The organism is Tenacibaculum caenipelagi, assembly GCF_004363005.1.
Classification (GTDB): Bacteria; Bacteroidota; Bacteroidia; order Flavobacteriales; family Flavobacteriaceae; genus Polaribacter; species Polaribacter caenipelagi.
Window position 1 is genome coordinate 131,825 of sequence record NZ_SNYH01000006.1, and the last position, 19,843, is coordinate 151,667.

The 19,843-nt window shown below is 31.6% G+C and carries 18 protein-coding genes; 5 read left to right on the forward strand and 13 right to left on the reverse strand.

The annotated features are described in order from the left end of the window. Positions 1-19: 19 nt before the first annotated feature. Complete coding sequence (locus tag DFQ07_RS13565) at positions 20-472, reverse strand: hypothetical protein (RefSeq protein WP_133537775.1); 453 nt, start codon at positions 470-472, stop codon at positions 20-22. 108 nt (positions 473-580) lie between these two features. Here DFQ07_RS13565 and DFQ07_RS13570 point away from each other — a divergent pair, with 108 nt between their 5' ends. Next, entirely contained in the window at positions 581-1,150 is a 570-nt protein-coding gene (locus DFQ07_RS13570; RefSeq protein ID WP_133537777.1) for a TetR/AcrR family transcriptional regulator, read from the forward strand. Positions 1,151-1,245: 95 nt separating this feature from the next. On the opposite strand, the gene DFQ07_RS13575 is transcribed toward DFQ07_RS13570, so the two are convergent. Genes DFQ07_RS13575 through DFQ07_RS13595 form a run of 5 tightly spaced genes read right to left on the reverse strand, consistent with a single transcriptional unit; the run spans position 1,246 to position 5,560 of the window. Next, positions 1,246-2,055, reverse strand: a complete 810-nt coding sequence (locus DFQ07_RS13575) for a DNA/RNA non-specific endonuclease (protein WP_133537779.1) — start codon at positions 2,053-2,055, stop codon at positions 1,246-1,248. A 1-nt stretch (position 2,056) separates the two neighbouring features. Next, positions 2,057-2,500, reverse strand: a complete 444-nt coding sequence (locus DFQ07_RS13580; protein ID WP_133537781.1) for an acyl-CoA thioesterase — start codon at positions 2,498-2,500, stop codon at positions 2,057-2,059. 34 nt (positions 2,501-2,534) lie between these two features. Next, entirely contained in the window at positions 2,535-3,602 is a 1,068-nt protein-coding gene (locus DFQ07_RS13585) for an ABC transporter permease (RefSeq protein WP_262708965.1), read from the reverse strand. After that, positions 3,595-4,860: a mechanosensitive ion channel family protein gene (locus DFQ07_RS13590; protein WP_133537783.1), complete on the reverse strand. Its 1,266-nt coding sequence runs from the start codon at positions 4,858-4,860 to the stop codon at positions 3,595-3,597. The genes DFQ07_RS13585 and DFQ07_RS13590 overlap by 8 nt, the downstream gene beginning before the upstream one ends. A 10-nt stretch (positions 4,861-4,870) precedes the next feature. Further along, on the reverse strand, positions 4,871-5,560 hold the full coding sequence (locus DFQ07_RS13595; protein ID WP_133537785.1) for a queuosine precursor transporter: 690 nt from the start codon (positions 5,558-5,560) through the stop codon (positions 4,871-4,873). A gap of 65 nt (positions 5,561-5,625) precedes the next feature. Between DFQ07_RS13595 and fabD the strand changes: the two genes are divergently transcribed. Beyond that, positions 5,626-6,513 carry an ACP S-malonyltransferase gene (fabD, locus tag DFQ07_RS13600; protein ID WP_133537786.1) on the forward strand — a complete coding sequence of 296 codons (888 nt, stop codon included), beginning with the start codon at positions 5,626-5,628 and terminating at the stop codon, positions 6,511-6,513. Positions 6,514-6,575: 62 nt separating this feature from the next. On the opposite strand, the gene DFQ07_RS13605 is transcribed toward fabD, so the two are convergent. Together DFQ07_RS13605 and DFQ07_RS13610 are read right to left on the reverse strand one after the other, a co-directional pair. Continuing rightward, positions 6,576-6,986, reverse strand: a complete 411-nt coding sequence (locus DFQ07_RS13605) for an MFS transporter (RefSeq protein WP_133537788.1) — start codon at positions 6,984-6,986, stop codon at positions 6,576-6,578. Positions 6,987-7,004: 18 nt separating this feature from the next. Beyond that, the gene (locus DFQ07_RS13610; protein WP_133537790.1) at positions 7,005-8,129 is read right to left on the reverse strand and encodes a DegT/DnrJ/EryC1/StrS family aminotransferase; all 1,125 of its coding nucleotides are present in this window, start codon (positions 8,127-8,129) and stop codon (positions 7,005-7,007) included. 199 nt (positions 8,130-8,328) lie between these two features. On the opposite strand from DFQ07_RS13610, the gene DFQ07_RS13615 reads away from it, so the two are divergent. After that, positions 8,329-10,758, forward strand: a complete 2,430-nt coding sequence (locus DFQ07_RS13615) for an ATP-binding response regulator (RefSeq protein ID WP_133537792.1) — start codon at positions 8,329-8,331, stop codon at positions 10,756-10,758. Here DFQ07_RS13615 and DFQ07_RS13620 read toward each other — a convergent pair. Next, complete coding sequence (locus DFQ07_RS13620; RefSeq protein ID WP_133537794.1) at positions 10,751-12,088, reverse strand: sigma-54-dependent transcriptional regulator; 1,338 nt, start codon at positions 12,086-12,088, stop codon at positions 10,751-10,753. The genes DFQ07_RS13615 and DFQ07_RS13620 overlap by 8 nt on opposite strands. Positions 12,089-12,196: 108 nt before the next feature. Then, entirely contained in the window at positions 12,197-12,517 is a 321-nt protein-coding gene (locus DFQ07_RS13625) for a hypothetical protein (RefSeq protein ID WP_133537796.1), read from the reverse strand. A 261-nt stretch (positions 12,518-12,778) separates the two neighbouring features. On the opposite strand from DFQ07_RS13625, the gene DFQ07_RS13630 reads away from it, so the two are divergent. After that, the gene (locus DFQ07_RS13630; RefSeq protein WP_133537798.1) at positions 12,779-15,169 is read left to right on the forward strand and encodes a penicillin acylase family protein; all 2,391 of its coding nucleotides are present in this window, start codon (positions 12,779-12,781) and stop codon (positions 15,167-15,169) included. A 68-nt stretch (positions 15,170-15,237) separates the two neighbouring features. After that, positions 15,238-16,614 (forward strand): P-loop NTPase fold protein, encoded by a 1,377-nt coding sequence (locus tag DFQ07_RS13635; protein WP_133537800.1) that lies wholly within the window; start codon positions 15,238-15,240, stop codon positions 16,612-16,614. Positions 16,615-16,644: 30 nt separating this feature from the next. Here DFQ07_RS13635 and DFQ07_RS13640 read toward each other — a convergent pair whose 3' ends face one another. The 3 genes from DFQ07_RS13640 to DFQ07_RS13650 are packed head-to-tail and all read right to left on the reverse strand — an operon-like array spanning position 16,645 to position 19,820. Next, complete coding sequence (locus DFQ07_RS13640; RefSeq protein ID WP_133537802.1) at positions 16,645-17,379, reverse strand: nitroreductase family protein; 735 nt, start codon at positions 17,377-17,379, stop codon at positions 16,645-16,647. Between the two features lie 32 nt (positions 17,380-17,411). Beyond that, positions 17,412-18,785: an aldehyde dehydrogenase gene (locus DFQ07_RS13645; RefSeq protein WP_133537804.1), complete on the reverse strand. Its 1,374-nt coding sequence runs from the start codon at positions 18,783-18,785 to the stop codon at positions 17,412-17,414. Between the two features lie 3 nt (positions 18,786-18,788). Then, entirely contained in the window at positions 18,789-19,820 is a 1,032-nt protein-coding gene (locus tag DFQ07_RS13650) for an alkane 1-monooxygenase (protein ID WP_133537806.1), read from the reverse strand. Positions 19,821-19,843 lie beyond the last annotated feature (23 nt).

Genomic DNA, 19,843 nt, shown 5'->3' on the forward strand with positions numbered 1-19,843 from the left:
ATGCCAAATTTTATGTTTTTTATTTCTTTTTTCCTTTGCCTTTTCCGTTGCTTTGTCCTTTTCCTTTAGACTTGTTCTTTTTGGAATTAGCATTGTTCTTTAACTGGTGGAACGCCGCAGACCCAGGTTTGATTCCTGCTTGCTTTGCAATGTAACCCCAGCCTTTATTTTTGTGTGTCTTATAAATGACAATTACGTCATCTACCGGTTTTCTTGACAATTTACATATCTCCAGAGCTAAATAGATTTCTCCTGCCTTCATACCTAAAGTTCCTCTCATGTATCCAATTTTCTTCTCTGAAACATTATAGGAAACGCTTAAATTAGTTTTAAAAGCTCCAAAGTTTAGGTTGGCATCGGCGTTAATAATATTCAAATCAGAATCTAATTGAACACTTCCTGTATTAAAGGAAATTTGAGCAGAGACTGAATACGTAAAAAATAATAAAAGAATAATAAGTAAGTTTTTCATTTTTGGGGTTTTAATTAATTTGAAACAGTATTAATAACTCAGTTTGTTTTTTAAAATTGTACAGTATTTTAAAACTAAGTATATTTTTGTAAGCAATATAAAGTTTTGATGAGTAATAGAAAGAAACTTATTAAGGTTGCCAAAGAAAAGTTTATTGTATTTGGTAGTAAGCATACAACGATGGATGAAATCGCTGAATTATTGGGGATTTCAAAAAAAACTATTTATGCCTGTTTTTCATCCAAAGAAGAATTGATAATAGAAAGTATTAAAGAGCTCATAAATGAATTTAAAATAGATGTGGCTCCTATTTTCAATTCTGAGAAGACACCATTAAATAAGGTGATAGCTATATATGAAGTCATTTTTGAGTATGTAGCTAAGTTTAAACCGTCATTTATTTTCGGTTTAAAAAAGTATTACCCGAATGCATATGATACTTATAAAAAGGAAACCGAAAATATTGTATTTAATGACATAATGGTGTTATTAAATGAAGCGAAAGAAAAAGGAGAGATTAGAGCAAATGTAGATCTAGAACTCTTTAGTAAGTTGTATTTGAATGGTTTGGAAAGTCGCTTGTTTGATGCTGATAACTTATTTGATGCTTACCCCAAAGAAGTATTGTTAGAGTATATGATTGTAAATAATTTAAACTCTTTAAAACCTTCTGTTTAATTTAAGTTTAGTTGATTTTAAAAGTGTTATAAAGTGTAATGTACATTTTATAACACTTTTTTCTTCTTTATAAGAAAGCAAAAGCAGTATTGTTTTTATCTAAAACTCCAGTTTTTATAGTCAGTAGAAGCTTCTAATTGGTTTTCTATACTATCAGGTAATTCAGGAAAAAAATCGATGCCTGTTTTTTGTTCTAATTCATCAATAGAAACTACAAAATCATGTAAAGGCTTGTTACTCTCTTTATGGGGAAGCAAAAATGCAATTGCCTTAATTTCAGGTTGCGTGTAATCTAATAAAACCTTATAAAAATAATTAGGAACACTTACGTTTTCCTTTCCTATAGTTTTCAAATTAGGTTCTAAAATACCACCAGTAACGACATATAAATGATTGTATTTTTTAGTCCAGTAACGAGTTTTTTGCTCTAGCTTATTCCAAATTCCTGCATTAAACTCATGGTTTTGAGGAGAGATATTTGAGGTGTAAAATGTTTCATCATGAGCTTTTTGAGAAGCTCGTCTGTCACCTGCAGGACATAAATGACCTTTGTCATAACCTGATTTTTTATAATTCCTCCAATCGGCAGATTTTGTCTTCACCTTAGGGTCTACAATAAAAAAAGGACGTTTACGATTGGTATAAACAATATCGCTTTTATCTAAAGAATAAGCAACCCATTCAGCTTGCTCGTGTTTTTCGTTATATGATAATTGGTAGCTATTATGTTTTATAATGACTCCAGTTGTTGAGGTAGGAAAGTAATTGAAGTTGTCAGTTTTATTACTGGTTGTTTCTGGCGTAGGTTGAGAAGAGCTCTTAGCTTCTTCTTTTTGTTGTAACCAATAACCTACAAGCAAAGCAACAATGGTAATAACTACTTTTATTTTCCTTGAAGTACTCATTTTAAGCTTTTAAAAGAATTTCTTTGAATTCATCTGTTTTTTCAGCTTCATTAAAAATTTCTTGAAACTTAATAGGAGGTACCGTTAATTTACGCTTAACTAAATCTAACCAAGCACCATAAACAGTGATAATTGCAGAAAGTTTACCTGCTTGATTAAAAACTTCATGTTGAATTTTCCAACGTTCACCTTTGCTAGATAAACCGATAACCTTTAGGTTTACAGTAATATCTTCACCCATATGTATTTCACGTAAAAACTTGGTGTTTTCTTCAAATAAAATAGGACCAACGTTTTCTTTGGTAAAATCTTGAATTGTAATATTATGCTCTTTAAAAAAACGTAAACGTAATTCAGCAGCATAATCATTGTATGCGGTATGACGCATGTGTATGTTGGCATCAAAATCTGCCCATCGTGTTTTAAACTCAACACTAAAACTCATATCAAAAAAATTTAAGAAAGCGAATTTACAAATTTTAAGCTTTCACATCCAAAGCATCACGAAGTGTATTTCCAATTAACATAAATGCCATTACCAAACTCATAATAGCTATTCCAGGAATAAGTGCTAAATAAGGTTTTCCAAGAATAATGTAGTTGTAGTGATTTTTAATCATAGCACCCCAAGAAGGAGTAGGAGGTTGTGCACCGATACCTAAGAAACTCAATCCGCTTTCAATTAAAATAGCTGCTGCAAAATTTGCTGCTGATATTACGATAATTGGAGCCAGTATATTAGGCAAAATATGCTTGAAAATAATTCTGAAATCTGAAAAACCTAACGCTTTGGCGGCTTCAACATATTGTTGCTGTTTGGTGGTAATAACTTGACCACGAACCACACGTGCAACTTCTACCCACATGGTTAATCCCACAGCAATAAATACTTGCCAAAAACCTTTGCCTAAAGCTAAAGTAATGGCGATTACTAATAATAATGTTGGAATAGACCAAGTGATATTAATAAACCACATAATTAATTCGTCTATTTTTCCACCAAAATACCCAGCAATGGCACCAATAGGAATTCCAATAAGAAGGGAAATAAAGACAGCGATAAATCCAATAAAAAAAGAAATTCTTGCTCCAATTAACAACCTGCTTAACAAATCACGACCGTATTTATCGGTGCCTAAGTAAAATGTTTTTTGTTGAATATATTTCTCATAAGAAGCAGGAAATTCTTTAGGTAATCCATCTGCATATTTGGTAACTTCCAATTGGTTATTTTGAACAAGGTATGAGGTAATCGGAATTTCGGTAGAAGAATACTGTTTCCCTTTCATAAAAATAGAAAACCAAGATTGTTGATTTTTGTTTTCTGAAGGAATGCTAAGCATTTGTACAGAGAACCCAGGTGGTTTTGAGTGAATTTCCAAATGCATTTGATTCGCAGAATTGCTATTGTCTGGAGCTAATGTATAACAAAAAACAGCTACGAATCCACAAAAAATAATAAACCAAAAGCTAAACATTCCTGTTTTACTACGTTTAAATTTATGCATGGCTATTTGCCATAAAGATGTGCTTGGGTTATTATTCACTCGTTTTTGTTTCTTTCAGATTAGCGATATCAATACTCGATGGATTTTGAAAAACTTCTAAATCAAAATATTTAACGGAAGCCAAAATATGATCAAAAATATTAGCCATAACACGTTCATATTCTGTCCATGCTTTTTCTCTACTAAAAGCATATATCTCTAGAGGAATTCCATTAGGAGTGGGTTCTAATTGTCGAGACATTAATAACATGTCTTGATTTATTTTAGGATGATTTTGAATATAATGATCTAAATAGATTCTAAAAGTTCCAAAGTTAGTTAGGTTTCTACCGTTGAGTAAAACCGATTTATCAATATTATTCTCTTCATTGTATTTTTTTACTTCGGCACTACTTTTTGTAATATAATCGGAAATCAATTCAATTTTTTTATAGCGTTCAATATCTTCATCTGTAAGAAAATGAATACTATTTATTTTAATTAAAACAGCTCTTTTAATGCGTCTACCCCCCGAACTGTTCATCGTTCTCCAGTTTCTAAAAGAATCAGATGTTAAATAATACGTTGGAATACTAGAAATAGTATTGTCAAAATTTCTAATAATTACCGATGTGAGGTTAATTTCAACAACATCACCATCGGCACCATATTTTTCCATCGTAATCCAATCACCAATTCTAACGGTGTCATTCACTGCTACTTGAATACTTGATACAAAACCAAGAATAGTGTCTTTAAATATTAATAATAATACTGCTGAAAAAGCTCCTAGAGCAGTTAAAAATTTAATAAGCGGTTTACCAGTTAGTACAGAAAATGAAGATATGATAGCAATTATCCATAGCATTACCATAAAAATTTGCACATAGCTTTCTAAAGGTTTGTCTTTAAAGGCAGCAGTGGTGCGTAAAAAATCTTTGGCTGTTGATAAAATACTGTGAATAAACCATATAATAGCAAAAATGATAGCTATGGTTGTGATGCGTTCTGCATAGGTAAATAAATTAGGAAAGTCTACAAGAATCTCTTTTAAAAGATTAAAAATGATGATAAGAATGACTATCCTAGATAAGTTTAAAAAAGTTTTATTTTTAATAAGTAAATCATCAAAACTGGTAGACGTTTTTGCTGCTATTTTATGAAGAGTTTTTCTACCTACATACCTAAATAGCTTGAATAGTACATATCCTAAAAGAACAAAAACTACCATATTAGCTAATAAATTTAAATAAATAGCCAAGGTTTCAGAAAGTGAGAGTTGATCTTTAAATATTCGATAAAAAAACTTGTTAAACATACATCTTCGATTATAATTCTACTATTTCTTCTCCTATTTTTAAACTAAACTTTTTTCTAAACCAATATACAGAGGCATATAGTAGAGGTGTATCCATAGCCGCAATAATTACTTTAAATAAAAAACCGCTAATAAGTAAACTTCCAAAGATATTCCAAGGAAGTATCTTAAAAGAGCACAATAAAAATAGTACTGTAAAAGTATCTATAAATTGAGATAAAAAGGTAGAAAAGTTATTACGTAACCATAAATGTTTTCCTTTAGTTAAATCTTTCCAAAAGTGAAAAATACGAATGTCTATAAATTGAGCAGCTAAATAAGCTAGCATTGAAGCTAATACAGCTAAGGGAGATAAACTAAAAACTTTAGAAAATAATGTATTATCAACAGGAGAATTGTTAATTGCAGGAGCATAGTCGGCAATTAATATGATAAACATAGAAAAAAAAGAAGCAAAAATACCAGCAATAACCACTTGATTGGCTTTTCGTTTTCCGTAAATTTCAGATAGAAGGTCGGTAATTAAAAAAGTGATAGGGTAAGGAAGTATACCTACCGAAATTTCAAAGCGATATAAATTAAAGGGTTCCCAGTAAAAAAACTTCTGAAATATTAAGTTAGAAGTTACTAATGAAGCAATAAATAAGGAAGCTAAAACTAAGTATATAAGTCGAGCTTGCGATTTTTGTTGTACTGTCATAAAACGAAGATAGTAATTTTAAAAATTGTATGTTTGCATCGTTAAACAAACAACAAAACAAATACATGAAAGCATATATTTTTCCAGGTCAAGGAGCACAATTTACAGGGATGGGATTAGATTTATATGAAAATTCACCATTAGCTCAAGAACTTTTTGAAAAAGCAAATGATATATTAGGATTTAGTATTACTGATGTAATGTTTGAAGGTACTGCTGAAGAATTAAAACAAACAAAAGTAACACAACCAGCAATCTTTTTACACTCAGTAATTTTAGCAAAAGTGTTAGGTGATGATTTCAAACCAGAAATGGTTGCAGGTCATTCATTAGGAGAATTATCAGCATTAGTAGCAAACGGAGTGTTGTCTTTTGAAGATGGATTAAAGTTAGTTTCTAAACGTGCTTTAGCAATGCAAAAAGCATGCGAGATTCAACCGTCTACTATGGCAGCGGTATTAGGTTTAGAAGATAAAGTAGTGGAGGATACTTGTGCTGAAATTGACGGAGTAGTAGTAGCAGCAAATTATAACTGTCCAGGGCAATTAGTAATTTCAGGAGAAATTGAAGCAGTAGAAAAAGCGTGTGCTGTGTTAACAGAAAAAGGAGCAAAAAGAGCATTAGTGTTACCTGTTGGAGGAGCATTTCACTCACCAATGATGGAGCCTGCTCGTGAAGAGTTAGCAGCAGCAATTGAAGAAACTACATTTAGTGCGCCTATTTGTCCAGTTTATCAAAATGTAGTGGCGAAAGCAGTAACTGACCCTGCTGAAATTAAAGAAAACTTAATTGCTCAATTAACTGCACCAGTAAAGTGGACGCAATGTGTACAAGCTATGATTGCTGATGGAGGCACTGAGTTTGTTGAGGTAGGTCCTGGTAAAGTATTACAAGGTTTAATGCGTAAGATTGATAGAAGCGTAGCAGCTAGCGGTGCTAGTTTTGAAGCATAATCTAATCGATTTATATAAAAAATAAAAAGCGAACTCAACTGAGTTCGCTTTTTATTTTATGATTATAATTCAGAATCTTTAATTCCTAAAGTTTTTATGATTTGAGGCTCTTTTGGAGCTATAAGAATCAAATAAATCAATAAAATTACTCCTAGTAATAAAAAATCTGGTTTTAAGATAATAAGTATAAAACAAGCACTTTCTATAATAGCCCATCGTATAATGGATGCACTTTGATAAACGGCAAGTTTTTCTTCAACAGGAGCATCATTCTTTATGGTTTTTAGTGTGTTTTTAAACATTAAGTTACTAAACACATATGCGATTGCAGGTATAAACGCATATAATAAAGATGAATCGTCAATAACCATATTAAAAATGGTTTTAAAATCACCTAAAAAAGTATACCCTAAAGTAACACCTCCTACCATTGCTAGATGAATAATTTTTAAAGTTTTAATTTTTTGATTCATAGCTTACCGTTTTAACTATTAGATAAAATCGTTTATGGTCTTAGTAATAAAAGCCAATTGTTCTTCATCAAGTTCAGTATGCATTGGTAACGAAATTACTTCATCAATTAATTGATTGGTAACCGTAAAATCTGTTTCGTTGTATCTGTTATCTTGATATGCTTTTTGAGCATGTAATGGAACAGGGTAGTAAATAGCATTAGGAATACCTTTATCTAATAAATGTTGATGTAATTCATCGCGTTTTCCGTTGATAATTCTCAACGTATATTGGTGGAACACATGTGTGGTAAAATCGCTAATGATAGGCGTAATGATATTTGGATTATCAGCAAAAGCATTTGAGTAATATTCTGCAGCTTTTCTACGAGCATCACAATAGCTGTCTAATAAAGGTAGTTTAGCTTTTAATACTGCTGCTTGAATAGAATCTAAACGAGAATTCACTCCAACTACATCATGGTAATAACGTTTATACATTCCGTGATTTACCATTCCACGAAGTATGTGTGCTAATTCATCATCATTTGTAAAAATAGCTCCACCATCACCATAACATCCTAAGTTTTTAGAAGGGAAGAAAGAAGTGGTTCCAACATTACCCATGGTACCTGCTTTCTTTTTAGTTCCGTCAGCAAAGGTGTAATCAGCACCAATAGCTTGTGCATTATCTTCAATCACGAATAAGTTATGTTCATTAGCAACTTCAAGAACTGCTTCCATATTCGCACATTGTCCAAATAAATGTACAGGAACAATCGCCTTAGTTTTTGGAGTAATTGCCTTTTTTAAAGCATCAATATCTATGTTAAAGGTATCTGGTTCAACATCAACCAAAACAGGAGTTAGTTTTAATAAACCGATTACCTCTACGGTAGCAGCAAATGTAAAATCAGCAGTAATAACCTCGTCACCTGGTTCTAAACCTAAGCCCATCATAGCGATTTGTAAAGCATCGGTACCATTAGCACACGGAATTACGTGTTTAACACCTAAATACTTTTCTAAATCTGCTTGAAACTCATGAACATAAGGCCCGTTAATATACGCTGAAGAGTTTAAAACCTCTTGAATAGAAGCGTCAACTGTATCTTTTATTTTTTGATATTGACTCTGTAAGTCAACCATTTGGATTTTTCTCATTAGACATGATTTTATAGGCATCAAAAATACAAACAATCTTTCATTGTTTTGAGTCTTTAAAGAAAATAATGAAAGCAATGAGCTTATGTTTTATGTTGATGTTATGGGGTGTATTTATATAAGTAAACTATAAAACAACAAAGGGTAAATATGAACGTTTTTGTAGATAAATGAAACTAAAGTAGAGAAGTATAGCTTTATGGAAACATCTAAACAAAAAATTGCTTTTAAAGTGTTAATAGGGTATGCTATTCTTGGAGTTTTAGCGATTGTTTCTGGGGCATTACTTTTTTCTGAAATAGAAACTTATATAGAGATACAAAAACAAGGGGTTTCGGATAGAAATAATATTATACAAACAGGAGGGTTAATAGCAGATATTTATGAAAATGAAAACTTAGGTAGGGCTGCTATTCAATTAAATTCACCCAAAAGATTCAACGAGTATGTTACTGAAAACAAATTGTTACTTAAAAAAATAGATTCTCTTAATTTTATAGTAAGAGATATATCAAAGAAGTTTATTCTAGACAGCGTTAAGTTGGTTTTAAATAAAAAACGTAAAAACATAACTAGTTTAAGAAAGTTAAATCAAAGAAATGCTTCTGAAAAATCTATTAATGAAGCAATAGATAAGTTAGGTTCTATAGATTCACTTTTAGACAAAGAATCAGTAAAAGATCTTGTTGAAAACCCGAACCTTTTTAGTAATGAAAAAGGGTTAAATCTAGAGAGGTATTTGAGGTTGTTTGACAGAGAGGATGAAGAAAAACCTGTTAGTACTGTAGAGCAAAAACAAATAGACTCTTTGGTGTCTGCTTCAAAAGAAATACTTCAAAAAGTTCAAAGAGAAGCGAATGCTAAACGAAGATTCTTGAGGATAAAAGAAAGAGAATTAATTGAAAATGATATAATAATTTCAAGAAAATTACGAGAGGTTTTAAGTGTTTTGGAAAAAGATGTGATTTCAAACGCTAATGAAGCTTATAAAAGACATGAAGAAACGCTTGACCGAAGTAAAAATATTATCTTATTAGCAACAGGAATAGGGTTTGTTATAATTGTATTATTCTCAATTATTATTTTAAATGATTTTTGGAAGAGTCAGCATTACAGACAACAGTTAGAGAATGCGAATGCTATAACTTCATCACTTTTAAAAAGTAGAGAGCAATTAATATCTATGGTAAGCCATGATTTAAGAACTCCTTTAAGTACCATCACAGGGTTTAGTGAATTGTTACAAAAATCTATTGCTAGTACGAAAGAGAAAAATTATGTGGTACACATACAAAATGCATCAGTATATATGGGGCAACTTGTAGGAGATCTTTTAGAGTTTTCTAAATTAGAAAATGGAAAAATAGCGATAGAAGCTGTTCCTTTTGATTTAGAACGAAATTTAGAAGAGGTAGCTGAAAGTGCTAAAAATCTTGTTCAAAACAAACCTATATTAGTAAGCGTTAAACATGATGAAAAAATCAACTCTTTAATTGTTAGTGATCCTTTTAGAATAAAGCAAATACTTTACAATTTAGTTGCAAATGCCTGTAAGTTTACAAACCAAGGTTCAATAACGATTCAAAGTAAGTTAAGAATTGCAAAAGAAGAGTGCTATATAGAGATAACAGTAACCGATACTGGAATTGGAATCAGTAAGGATAAACAAGAAAAAGTCTTTAAAGAATTTACTCAAGCACATGAAAAAGAGAATGGACAAAAAGGTTTTGGATTAGGTTTGACTATTTCTAGGAGGCTTGCAGAATTATTAGGAGGTTCTCTGACCTTGAAAAGTACTTTAGGAGAAGGAAGTGTATTTAAGTTATCTGTTCCTGTTATTTTTTCATCTGAAGTTGTAAAAAGGAATAATATCAAGTATTTAAAAAACACACCTCCAAATATTCATGCTGTAATTGTCGAAGATGATGCGTCAATGAGAGAGCTTTTAAAAAATGTTTTGGAAGAATTAGGGGTAAAGGTTACACTGTTTAGCAATGCCCAAGAGGCATTAAAAAATATTGATGGTATTTCTTATGATTTGGTTTTAACAGATATACAGCTTCCAAAAATGAATGGGGTTTATTTTATGGAAACTCTAAAGAAACATAACTCTTACAAAGCACAACCTATTATAGCAATGACAGGAAGAGCTAATTTATCTGAAGCAGCATATATAAAAAACGGTTTTTCTGATGCACTAATAAAACCCTTTCAGACCGAGAAACTAAAAGATATTCTAAAACGTTTTTTCGATATTGAAATTAAAGAAAAGGAGAAGGTTAATAGCTTTCAAGAAAGCATAAAGAGGACAGGGAAATTTGATATTACTTCTTTAGAAGTTTTTCTTAATAATGATCAATTAATGATTGGAAAAACATTGAAATCGTTTTTGAAAGATGTAGAAGAAAACTTGTTGCTATTAGAGAGATCTATAGAACAAAATGATTTGCATGAGTTTAATAATATCAGTCATAAAATGCTGGGAATGTGTAAGTGGTTAAAAGCAACTGAATTGGTTGTTTTTTTAGAAGGTTTTGAAGAAGCAAAAAAAATAGATAAAGACTCTTGGGAAGTTTTTAAAAGAAAATTAAATGACTTTACAAGAACAATAAAAATCTATCTTAATTAATATTGTGTTCTTTTATTTTATTGTATAAAGTTTTTCTGGTAATGCTTAAAAGTTTTGCAGCCTTAGTTTTATTATTATCAGTTTCATGCAAAGCTCTTATAATAAGTTGTTTTTCGTTTTCTTTAGTTGAAAATTCATTAGATACACCATATTGGTTTTCAGAAGTTTTGAGTTCTTCCGGTAAGACTTCTTTTTGAATAATTTCGGTTTGACATAAAAGTGTAGCTCTTTTTATAACATTAGATAACTCACGTAAGTTCCCAGGCCAATTATATTGTTGAAATAAGGTTAATACTTCTTGAGAAAATCCTGCAATTGACTTGTTGAGTTGTTCGTTAGCTTTTTCTAGAAAGAAATCAGCGTATAGAATTAAATCATCTTTTCTTTCTTTTAAACTAGGAACTTTAATAGAAAACTCATTTAAACGATGATACAAATCTTCTCTAAAGTTTCCTTTTTCAACAGCTAAAGATAAATCTTCATTGGTAGCGGTAATTAAGCGAATATCTACTGTGATTTCTTTACTGCTTCCTACAGGTTTAATCTTCCTTTCTTGTAATGCACGTAAAAGTTGTACTTGACTTTCATAATTTAAATTACCAACCTCATCTAAAAAAAGAGTACCCCCGTTTGCTGCTTCAAAGTGCCCTATTTTGTCATTAGTTGCACCAGTAAAAGAACCTTTTTGATGCCCAAAAAATTCACTCGAAGCAATTTCTTTAGGAATAGCTCCACAATCAACAGCTATAAAAGGTTTGTTTTTACGCATGCTTTGGGTGTGAATTGTATTTGCAACAACTTCTTTACCTGTGCCACTTTCACCTGTAATAAGAACAGACATGTCAGTGGGGGCCACTAAATAAATATGTTCGTGTAGGTTTTTAGAGGTAGTGCTTATGCCTAAAACAACATTAGAATTCATACTTGAATTTTTATTGTCTTTTTTTATGGGTTCGATGGTATGGTCAGTTTTTACCTCAAGGGCATTGCTAATTACTTCTAAAACTTCATCTGGATTAAAAGGCTTGGAAATATAATCAAAAGCACCTTGTTTCATTGCTTGAACAGCCGTTGAAACCTCAGCATAACTAGTCATTAAAACAACAGGGATATTACTGTTATTATCTTTACTTAACTTAAGTAAATCGATACCGTTACCATCAGGAAGGCGTAAATCAGTAAAAATTAAATTATAGGAATGTTTTTTTAAGAGAACGGAAGCATTTTTAATAGTATAGCTAACCTCAACAGTATACTGATGTCGCTCTAAAAAATGTTTTAACATATTAGAAAATGTAACATCGTCCTCTACCAATAAAATCTTTTTCATGAAAAATGTCTATTTAAAAATAGGTTGTGTTAACTCTTTATAAAAATAAAAAGAGCGCTTTACATGAAAACGCTCTTTTATCGATAAAATTGAGGGGAAATAAGAAAATTATTTCTTAGTGTTGCTAACTTCTTTTTCGTCTAACCAGTTTCCTTCTTTGTCAGCATAAAGTGTTTGGTTTTTGTTATCAACACTAATCTCTAATTTGTACTGCTCTTTTTCGTTTACAAAAGCTTTACTTAATGTAGCTTTAGGGAAATTCTTTTTAACAGATTCAACTATTGCTGTTGGTAATTTGTCTAAAGCAACTTCTTGAAAATCATTGTCAATAATTGTGTATACCGAATTAATAGGAGAAGTTGTATTGTTAATAGTTGCATAAGTTGAAACTCCTGCTAAAATGGCTGCTGCTAAAATTAATTTTTTCATGATTTTAAATTTTTTAATTATAAATTATTTATTGTCTGTTCGCAATATTGAAATAAGTATGCCATGAATATGTATTAAAACTAGAAGTTGTTTTAATGTACTGTAAATAGGGTGTTTATGTGTTTTGTGTTTAAGGGAGGTGTATTTTGTTAATGTGTAAAAAGTGTGTAAAACAAAAACGATACTGTGTAAAAATTACACTTTTTAGTCAGATTTAAGAAAGAGTAATAAATCTGTTATATTTGAAGAAAATCATCCCTAATGAAATTATTTAAAAAGTCTTTAAAAATTGTTTTACTGTTATTAGCTGTATTGAGTGTTGGAGTTTGGTTGTTTACAAAAAACTTGCATCCAACGTATAAAGGTGAATTACCACTCGCCTCTATTTCTGAGAAAGTCACTGTGTATTATGATGAGGTAGGTGTACCGCACATTAATGCACAGAATCAGCAAGATGCTTATACTGCTCTAGGTTATGTACATGCTCAAGACAGGTTATGGCAAATGGAATTGATTCGAAGAATAGCAGCGGGAAGATTAGCGGAAATTTTCGGAAAAGATTTGGTAAAAGTAGATAAGTTTTTCTCGGGATTAGGAATTGAAGAAGCTTCGGAAAAAACAATTAGAGAGTTGGATAAAAACTCAGAAGCTTATAAATTAACAGAAGCTTATTTAAACGGAGTCAATCAGTTTATAGAGGAAGGGGCAACACCTTTAGAGTTTTATTTAGTGGGATTGGATAAAGAAAACTATACGATTAAAGATGTGTACAATGTTTTTGGTTACATGGCATTTAGTTTTGCGATAGCACATAAAACAGATCCGTTACTAACAGAAGTAAAAGAAAAATTGGGAGAACCGTATGTAAATGAATTGCTAAACTCGTTCAATGAAAATTTAACGCTGAATAAAACCACCAATAAAAAAGCAATTAAAGCAGAGTTGTCTTTAGCAGTGAGTGAAATTATGGATCAATTGCCAGTGGCTCCTTTTATAGGAAGTAATTCTTGGGTAATTGCACCACCAAAAACCAAAAACGGAAAGGTAATTTTTGCAAATGATCCACATATCAATTTTTCCCAGCCTTCGGTTTGGTATCAGAATCATATTAAGACCCCTGATTTTGAAGTGTACGGTTTTAATTTAGCACTAATGCCGTTTCCGTTGTTAGGGCATAATAAAGACTATGCATATGGTTTAACGATGCTAGCAAATGATGACTTGAATTTTTATGAAGAAGAAAACAATCCAGAAAATTCAATGGAGTACAAAACTCCTGAAGGATATCGAAAATATGAGTTGTGGGATAAGCATATAAAGGTTAAGGGTGGAAAAGACACTATCTATCAAGTAAAAGTGAGTAAGCACGGTCCGATTATGAATGGATTGATAGAGCATATTACAGATGAAAAACCAGTGGCAATGAACTGGATTTATACACAGTTACCTAACCAATTGCTAGAAGCATCGTACAAAATGTCGCATGCAAATTCGTTACAAGATTTTAAAACAGGAACTGCTAAAATTCATGCTCCAGGACTGAATGTAATGTACGGAGATGCTAAAGGGAATGTAGGTTGGTTTGCCTCTGCTAAATTATATGAGTTAAGAGATAGCCTATCTTCTAAAATGTATTTGAATGGAGCTTCAGGAAAAGACGAAATTATAGAGTATTTAGATTTTGAAGAAAATCCGCAAGCAGAAAATCCAAGTTGGAATTATGTGTATTCAGCAAATAACCAACCCGATTTTGTGAGAGGGAAGTTATATCCAGGCTATTATCAACCAGAAGATAGAGCTAAGAGAATTGTTCAGTTATTAGAGCCTAAAAATGATTTTACCAAACAGAATGTGGCTGAAATGATTTACGATGTTACTTCGTCGGTGGTTCCAGAAATTGGAAGGGAGTTGTTAGCAAGTGTAGACAAATCATCACTATCTCCTTCAGCTACAAAAGCGTATTTGATATTAGAAGAATGGGATGGAGAATATGCCAAAACCAATGTAGCACCAACGATTTACAGTCGATTTTTGTACGAATTTTTAACTGCTACTTTTAAAGATGAGTTAGGAGACAGTTTTCAGTTATTTATAGATACACCATTACAAGATCAGGTATTAGCTGAACAAGCTAAAAAAGAGCAATCGGTTTGGTGGGATGATATTTCAACTACAGATAAAGTTGAAACTAGAAATGAAATAATCACAACAGCTTTTCATAAAGCCATCGCATTTTTACAAAACCAATTAGGAGAAAATGTAGATTATTGGACATGGAATCGTGTAATTTCTGTGGAGTATGAGCACGCCATTGGTAAAGCAGGTGGATTATTACGTAAGTTCTTTAATGTTGGTCCCTTTGAAACCATAGGGGGAAATGAGGTAATCAACAACCAAATTTTTAAGTTGGACAGCACAGGAGTGTATAAAATTCACGGAGGACCTTCAACACGTAGAATAATTGACTTTTCTGATGTAGAAAATAGCATTGCTATTTTACCAACAGGACAATCTGGGAATGTGTTTAGTCCGTATTACAAAGACCAAGCACAAAAATATGTAGATGGAGAGTTTGTAAAAATGATCCTCAATGAGGCAGCTATAAAGAAGAGCAAAAATAAATTGGTGTTTTTACCGAAGAATAATAAATAGAATGTCATTTCGACCAGAGGGAGAAATCTGAAGTCTAAGAGAAAATATGGAAATAAAAAAATGAAAATATGACAAGAGAGAAAGGCTACAAACTGCAAACTAATTCTTTTTTCGATTTTGAAGAACATATAAATAATTCTGATTTTATTTTTTTGTCGGCTCCTTTTGGTTTTGGAAAGACTACTTTTTTAAAAGATTTTATAGAGTCGGTTGAGGAGGGAAGTAACTATAATTTTTTTCATTTATACCCTGTGCATTATGAAGTAAACAAAAATGAAGACGTATTTGAATTGATTAAATATGATTTATTGTTTGAGGTATTAAAAAAAGATAATACAAAGGAAGAAATTAGTATAGACTATTCAAAAGGGGTAAAAGGGATTTTAAAAAAGAATATTGAAGCGATCTTGTTAAGTTTTATTGAGAAAATTCCAGAAATAGGAAAGTCTTTAAAAGAGATAATACAAGCCTTTGATAAAGTTGAAAAGGAAATTTTAGAACTGTATCAGCAGGAATTTAAAACCCCTGAAGTGAATAGTTTTATTAGTCGTATGGAAAATACGAAAGGGAGTGTTTTTGAACATGACATTATTACTACCTATATTAATAATAAGCTAAATGAGATAAAGGGAGAGGATGGAGAGATGAAAAATATCTTAATATTAGATGATTTGGATAGGATTGAACCAGAACATATCTTTAGGCTTCTAAATGTTTTCTCAGCTAATTTTGATAATTCTGAATATTCAATTAACAAATTTGGAATAGATAAAGTTATTATTGTTGCTGACTATTATAATATAAAAAGTATATATCATCACAAATATGGTAATGGTTCTGATTTTGAAGGGTATATAAATAAATTTTATTCAGATGAAATTTATTTTTTGACTTTTTATGATGCTATAAAAAGTTTATTTAAAGAAGATTATAATTTGCGAGAATATCCAGATTCTGGATTTCCTAATCTAAAAATAAACTTATTAACTCTGTTGTTTAATAATAAGCAAATTAGTTTTAGGCAGATTAGAAAGGTGTCAAAGATGAATTTTAATAAAGAAAGAAATTTGGTTGAAATTGTTGATGATATTGTAAATATATTTAATGGCGACTATAAAGATTTAATAAAATCATTTAATGAAGTTTCCACAGAAAAAGATATGACAGTAAAGGAAAGTTTTTGGAAGGCTCTACTTGAGTTTATAATTGATTTTTACTATTTAAATAATGATTTAAGAATATCAAAAAGTCAAATATTTGAAGGTAAAATAAGTTACGCTTTTTCATTTAAAGAAGATAATAAGAAACAAAAGTTTATTCCTAGTGAAAATGCTGGTGAAAAACCTAATGTAAAATCTTTTCTTAATTTAAAAGAAGTAACTAAATCCTTAATATGGAAAGAATTTATATATGTTTTAAATCTTAATTATCAAAAAAATAGCTAATAAAATAAAATTTATTGTTTTAAGAAATAATTAAATCTCTCTATAAACCTCCTCAAAAGGAATTCTAAAACGCTCGCCATACACTCCTTCTGGTTTACGGATACCACAAGAAATGACCATATTAATTTCTGCGCCAAAAGGTAAGTCTAATAAGCGTTTAATGCGCCAAGTGTCGGAGCCTTCCATAGGACAAGTATCGTATCCTTCAGCAGCCATCGATAACATAAAGGTTTGTGCGGCTAATCCACAGGTTTTATGAGCGACTACTCGCATATCACTATTGCGAACTTCACGATAAATAGGGCGGAAAAGTCCTACAACAAGAATCATCAGGTATTTGATATAGCCAAAAATCCCAAAAATGTCAAAATAGGTAAACGGAATCAGTTTTCCGTAGTAGTTACGTGCTACTTTTTCTCTACTACTTTGTTCTGATTTCGGATTGTCTACTCCAAAAGTTTTGTCCATAAAAGCTAAGTTGGCTTTAGCGCGTTTGCGCCATAAATCCTTACGAACCACAAATATTACTAGTTGTTGCGCAGTTCTAGCAGCATTTTGATTAAAACACAACGGAGCTATTTTGTGCATCATTTCTTTAGAAGTGATATGGTAAAATTCCCACAGTTGCATATTGCTACTTGTAGGTGCTAAACTAGCTTGTTCCAAGCATTTTTTTACAACAGTAATGTCTATTGGTTTTTCAGAATCATACACTCTTACCGAACGACGATAATTAACTGCTTCTGATACGGTTTTTTCTGTCATAACTTATAAAGTTTGGGTTCTTTTTTAGAAAACTATCCCAGTTTCATTAAAGTTTTTAATTGTTGTAATTTTCCTTTGTATGGAGCATATCGAGTAGGAATGTCTAACCAAGTTCCGCGAGAAACTACTCCTTTTTTGTGTGAAAAAGTGTCAAAAGTTTGCTTTCCGTGATAACCACCTATGCCACTTTCTCCCACGCCGCCAAAAGGTAATCTGTGATTGGCAAAATGAACCGTAGTGTCGTTTATGGTTCCACCACCAAACGAATAACGTTGAATCATTTTTTTAGCAAATGAATTTCGATTGGTAAACACGTATAAGGCCAAAGGTTTGTCGTATTTTGAGGTGACTTTTTCAATATCTGCTTCGTTTTCGTAAGAAATTAGTGGGAAAATTGGCCCGAAAATTTCTCCTTTCATTACTTCACTATCCAAACTAGGTTCGTCAATTAAGGTAGGAGCAATGTAGCAATCGTCTCTATCGGTTTGCCCGCCAATTACGCAATTTTCATTTTCTAGCATGATGGCTAATCGGTCAAAATTTCTGGTGTTTACTATACGCGGGAAATCAGGAGAATTTTGAGGATTCTCTCCATAAGCTCTGAAAATTTCTTCTTTAAACTGTTGTATAAATTGTTCTTTAACCGATGTATGAATCAATAAATAATCAGGAGCAATACAGGTTTGTCCACCATTGATAAATTTTCCCCAAACCAAACGTTTTGCGGCCAATTTAATATTGGCAGTTTCATCAACGATACACGGACTTTTTCCGCCCAATTCTAAGGTAACAGGAGTTAGATGATTTGCTGCGGCTTTGGCAACAATTTTACCTACAGGAACACTTCCAGTAAAGAAAATATAATCCCAACGTTGGGCTAGCAATTCAGTAGAAATATCTACGCCACCTTCTACCACAGCAACATGATTTTTATCAAAGACAGCTTCAACAATTTCTTTGGTAATTTTACTAGTATTGGGTGTTAGTTCCGAAGGTTTTAATACCACAGTATTTCCTGCTGCAATAGCGCCTAATAAAGGTGCAAAAGCTAGCTGATATGGGTAATTCCAAGGGGCAATGATAAGTACAGTTCCGTAAGGTTCTTTATAAATTTTTGCTGAGGAAGGAAAATTTAGTAACGAGGGTAATACACGTTGAGGTTTGCTCCATGAGTGTATGTTTTTTATTGCCATTTTTAATTCAGCTAACACAATAGAAGTTTCGGTCATTACTGCTTCGTATTCCGATTTTTTAAAATCATCGTGCAATGCTTTTATAATGTTTTTTTCTCTTGCAATAAGCTCCTTTTGTAATCTTTTTAAAGCATTTTTTCTAAAGGAAATATCTTTGGTTTGTTGCGTAGCAAAATAGCTTTTTTGCGACTGAACCAATTCGGGAATATTCATAAGCTATAAGTCTTGTAATTTTTTATTCATTATTGAAAACCATAATGGTGGAATTAAAGCAACGAGCATCATACCTGGATAACCAGTGGGCATCTGTGGACTTTCAGGTAGTGATTTTAAAAGTTGATAATGTTTACTTCCGTTATAATGATGGTCGGAGTGACGAGATAAATTAAATAGCATTAGCATACCAATTCTGTGGTCTGAATTCCAAGAATGGGTTCTTTTTACACGTTCGTAACGCCCTTTTTCGTTCTGTTTACGTAGTAATCCGTAATGTTCTATATAATTTACAGTTTCGAGTAATAAAATTCCAAAAATTGCAGCAGCTACAAAGGCGAATAGTGTTTTTAGTCCGAAGAAATAGAAAATGCCTACTAATAATAGAATGTTGCAAAGTGTATAGATAAGCATTCTGTTTTGTAGGTGAAACCAGTTTCGTTCAGAGTTTTTTAGACGTTTGTTTTCTGCTTCCCAAGCTTGATAATAACTTTGAAAATGGGAACGAATCCAGAAAAAATATACTACTTCATTTTTTCTTGCCGTTGCAGCATCATTGGGAGTAGCTACATTAAAGTGATGTCCTGCATTATGGTATGGTAAAAAATGAGTATCTAAAGATGTTAATAATAAAATTTCACCCAATAATTCATCAAATCGATTATTGCGATGTCCTAGTTCATGACCTACATTAATACCAATAACACCACACATTAGCCCCATAGCAGAAATTCTTCCTATATATTCTAAGGTAGTTAATTCAATGTCTTTCATCATCCATAAAAACCAGCCTAAAAAAACTAATTGAAGAGGAACTGTTGTATATAATATATAGGTATACAGTTTGTTCTCTTTTTCTCGCTCTTCTTGCTCTGTGCTAAGATTTTCTTTGTCTGGATTGAATAGCAATTCAAGTAGTGGAACCAAACCAAAAAAAACGAGCAAAGGGAGCAATGTTAGCCAACCTGTATTGGTAAACGAAATGTAAACAGTAACAGGAAGTATTAAAATCGCTAAAAATTTAAGAGCTTTCATCTTGGTTGAGTGAAATTTGTCTA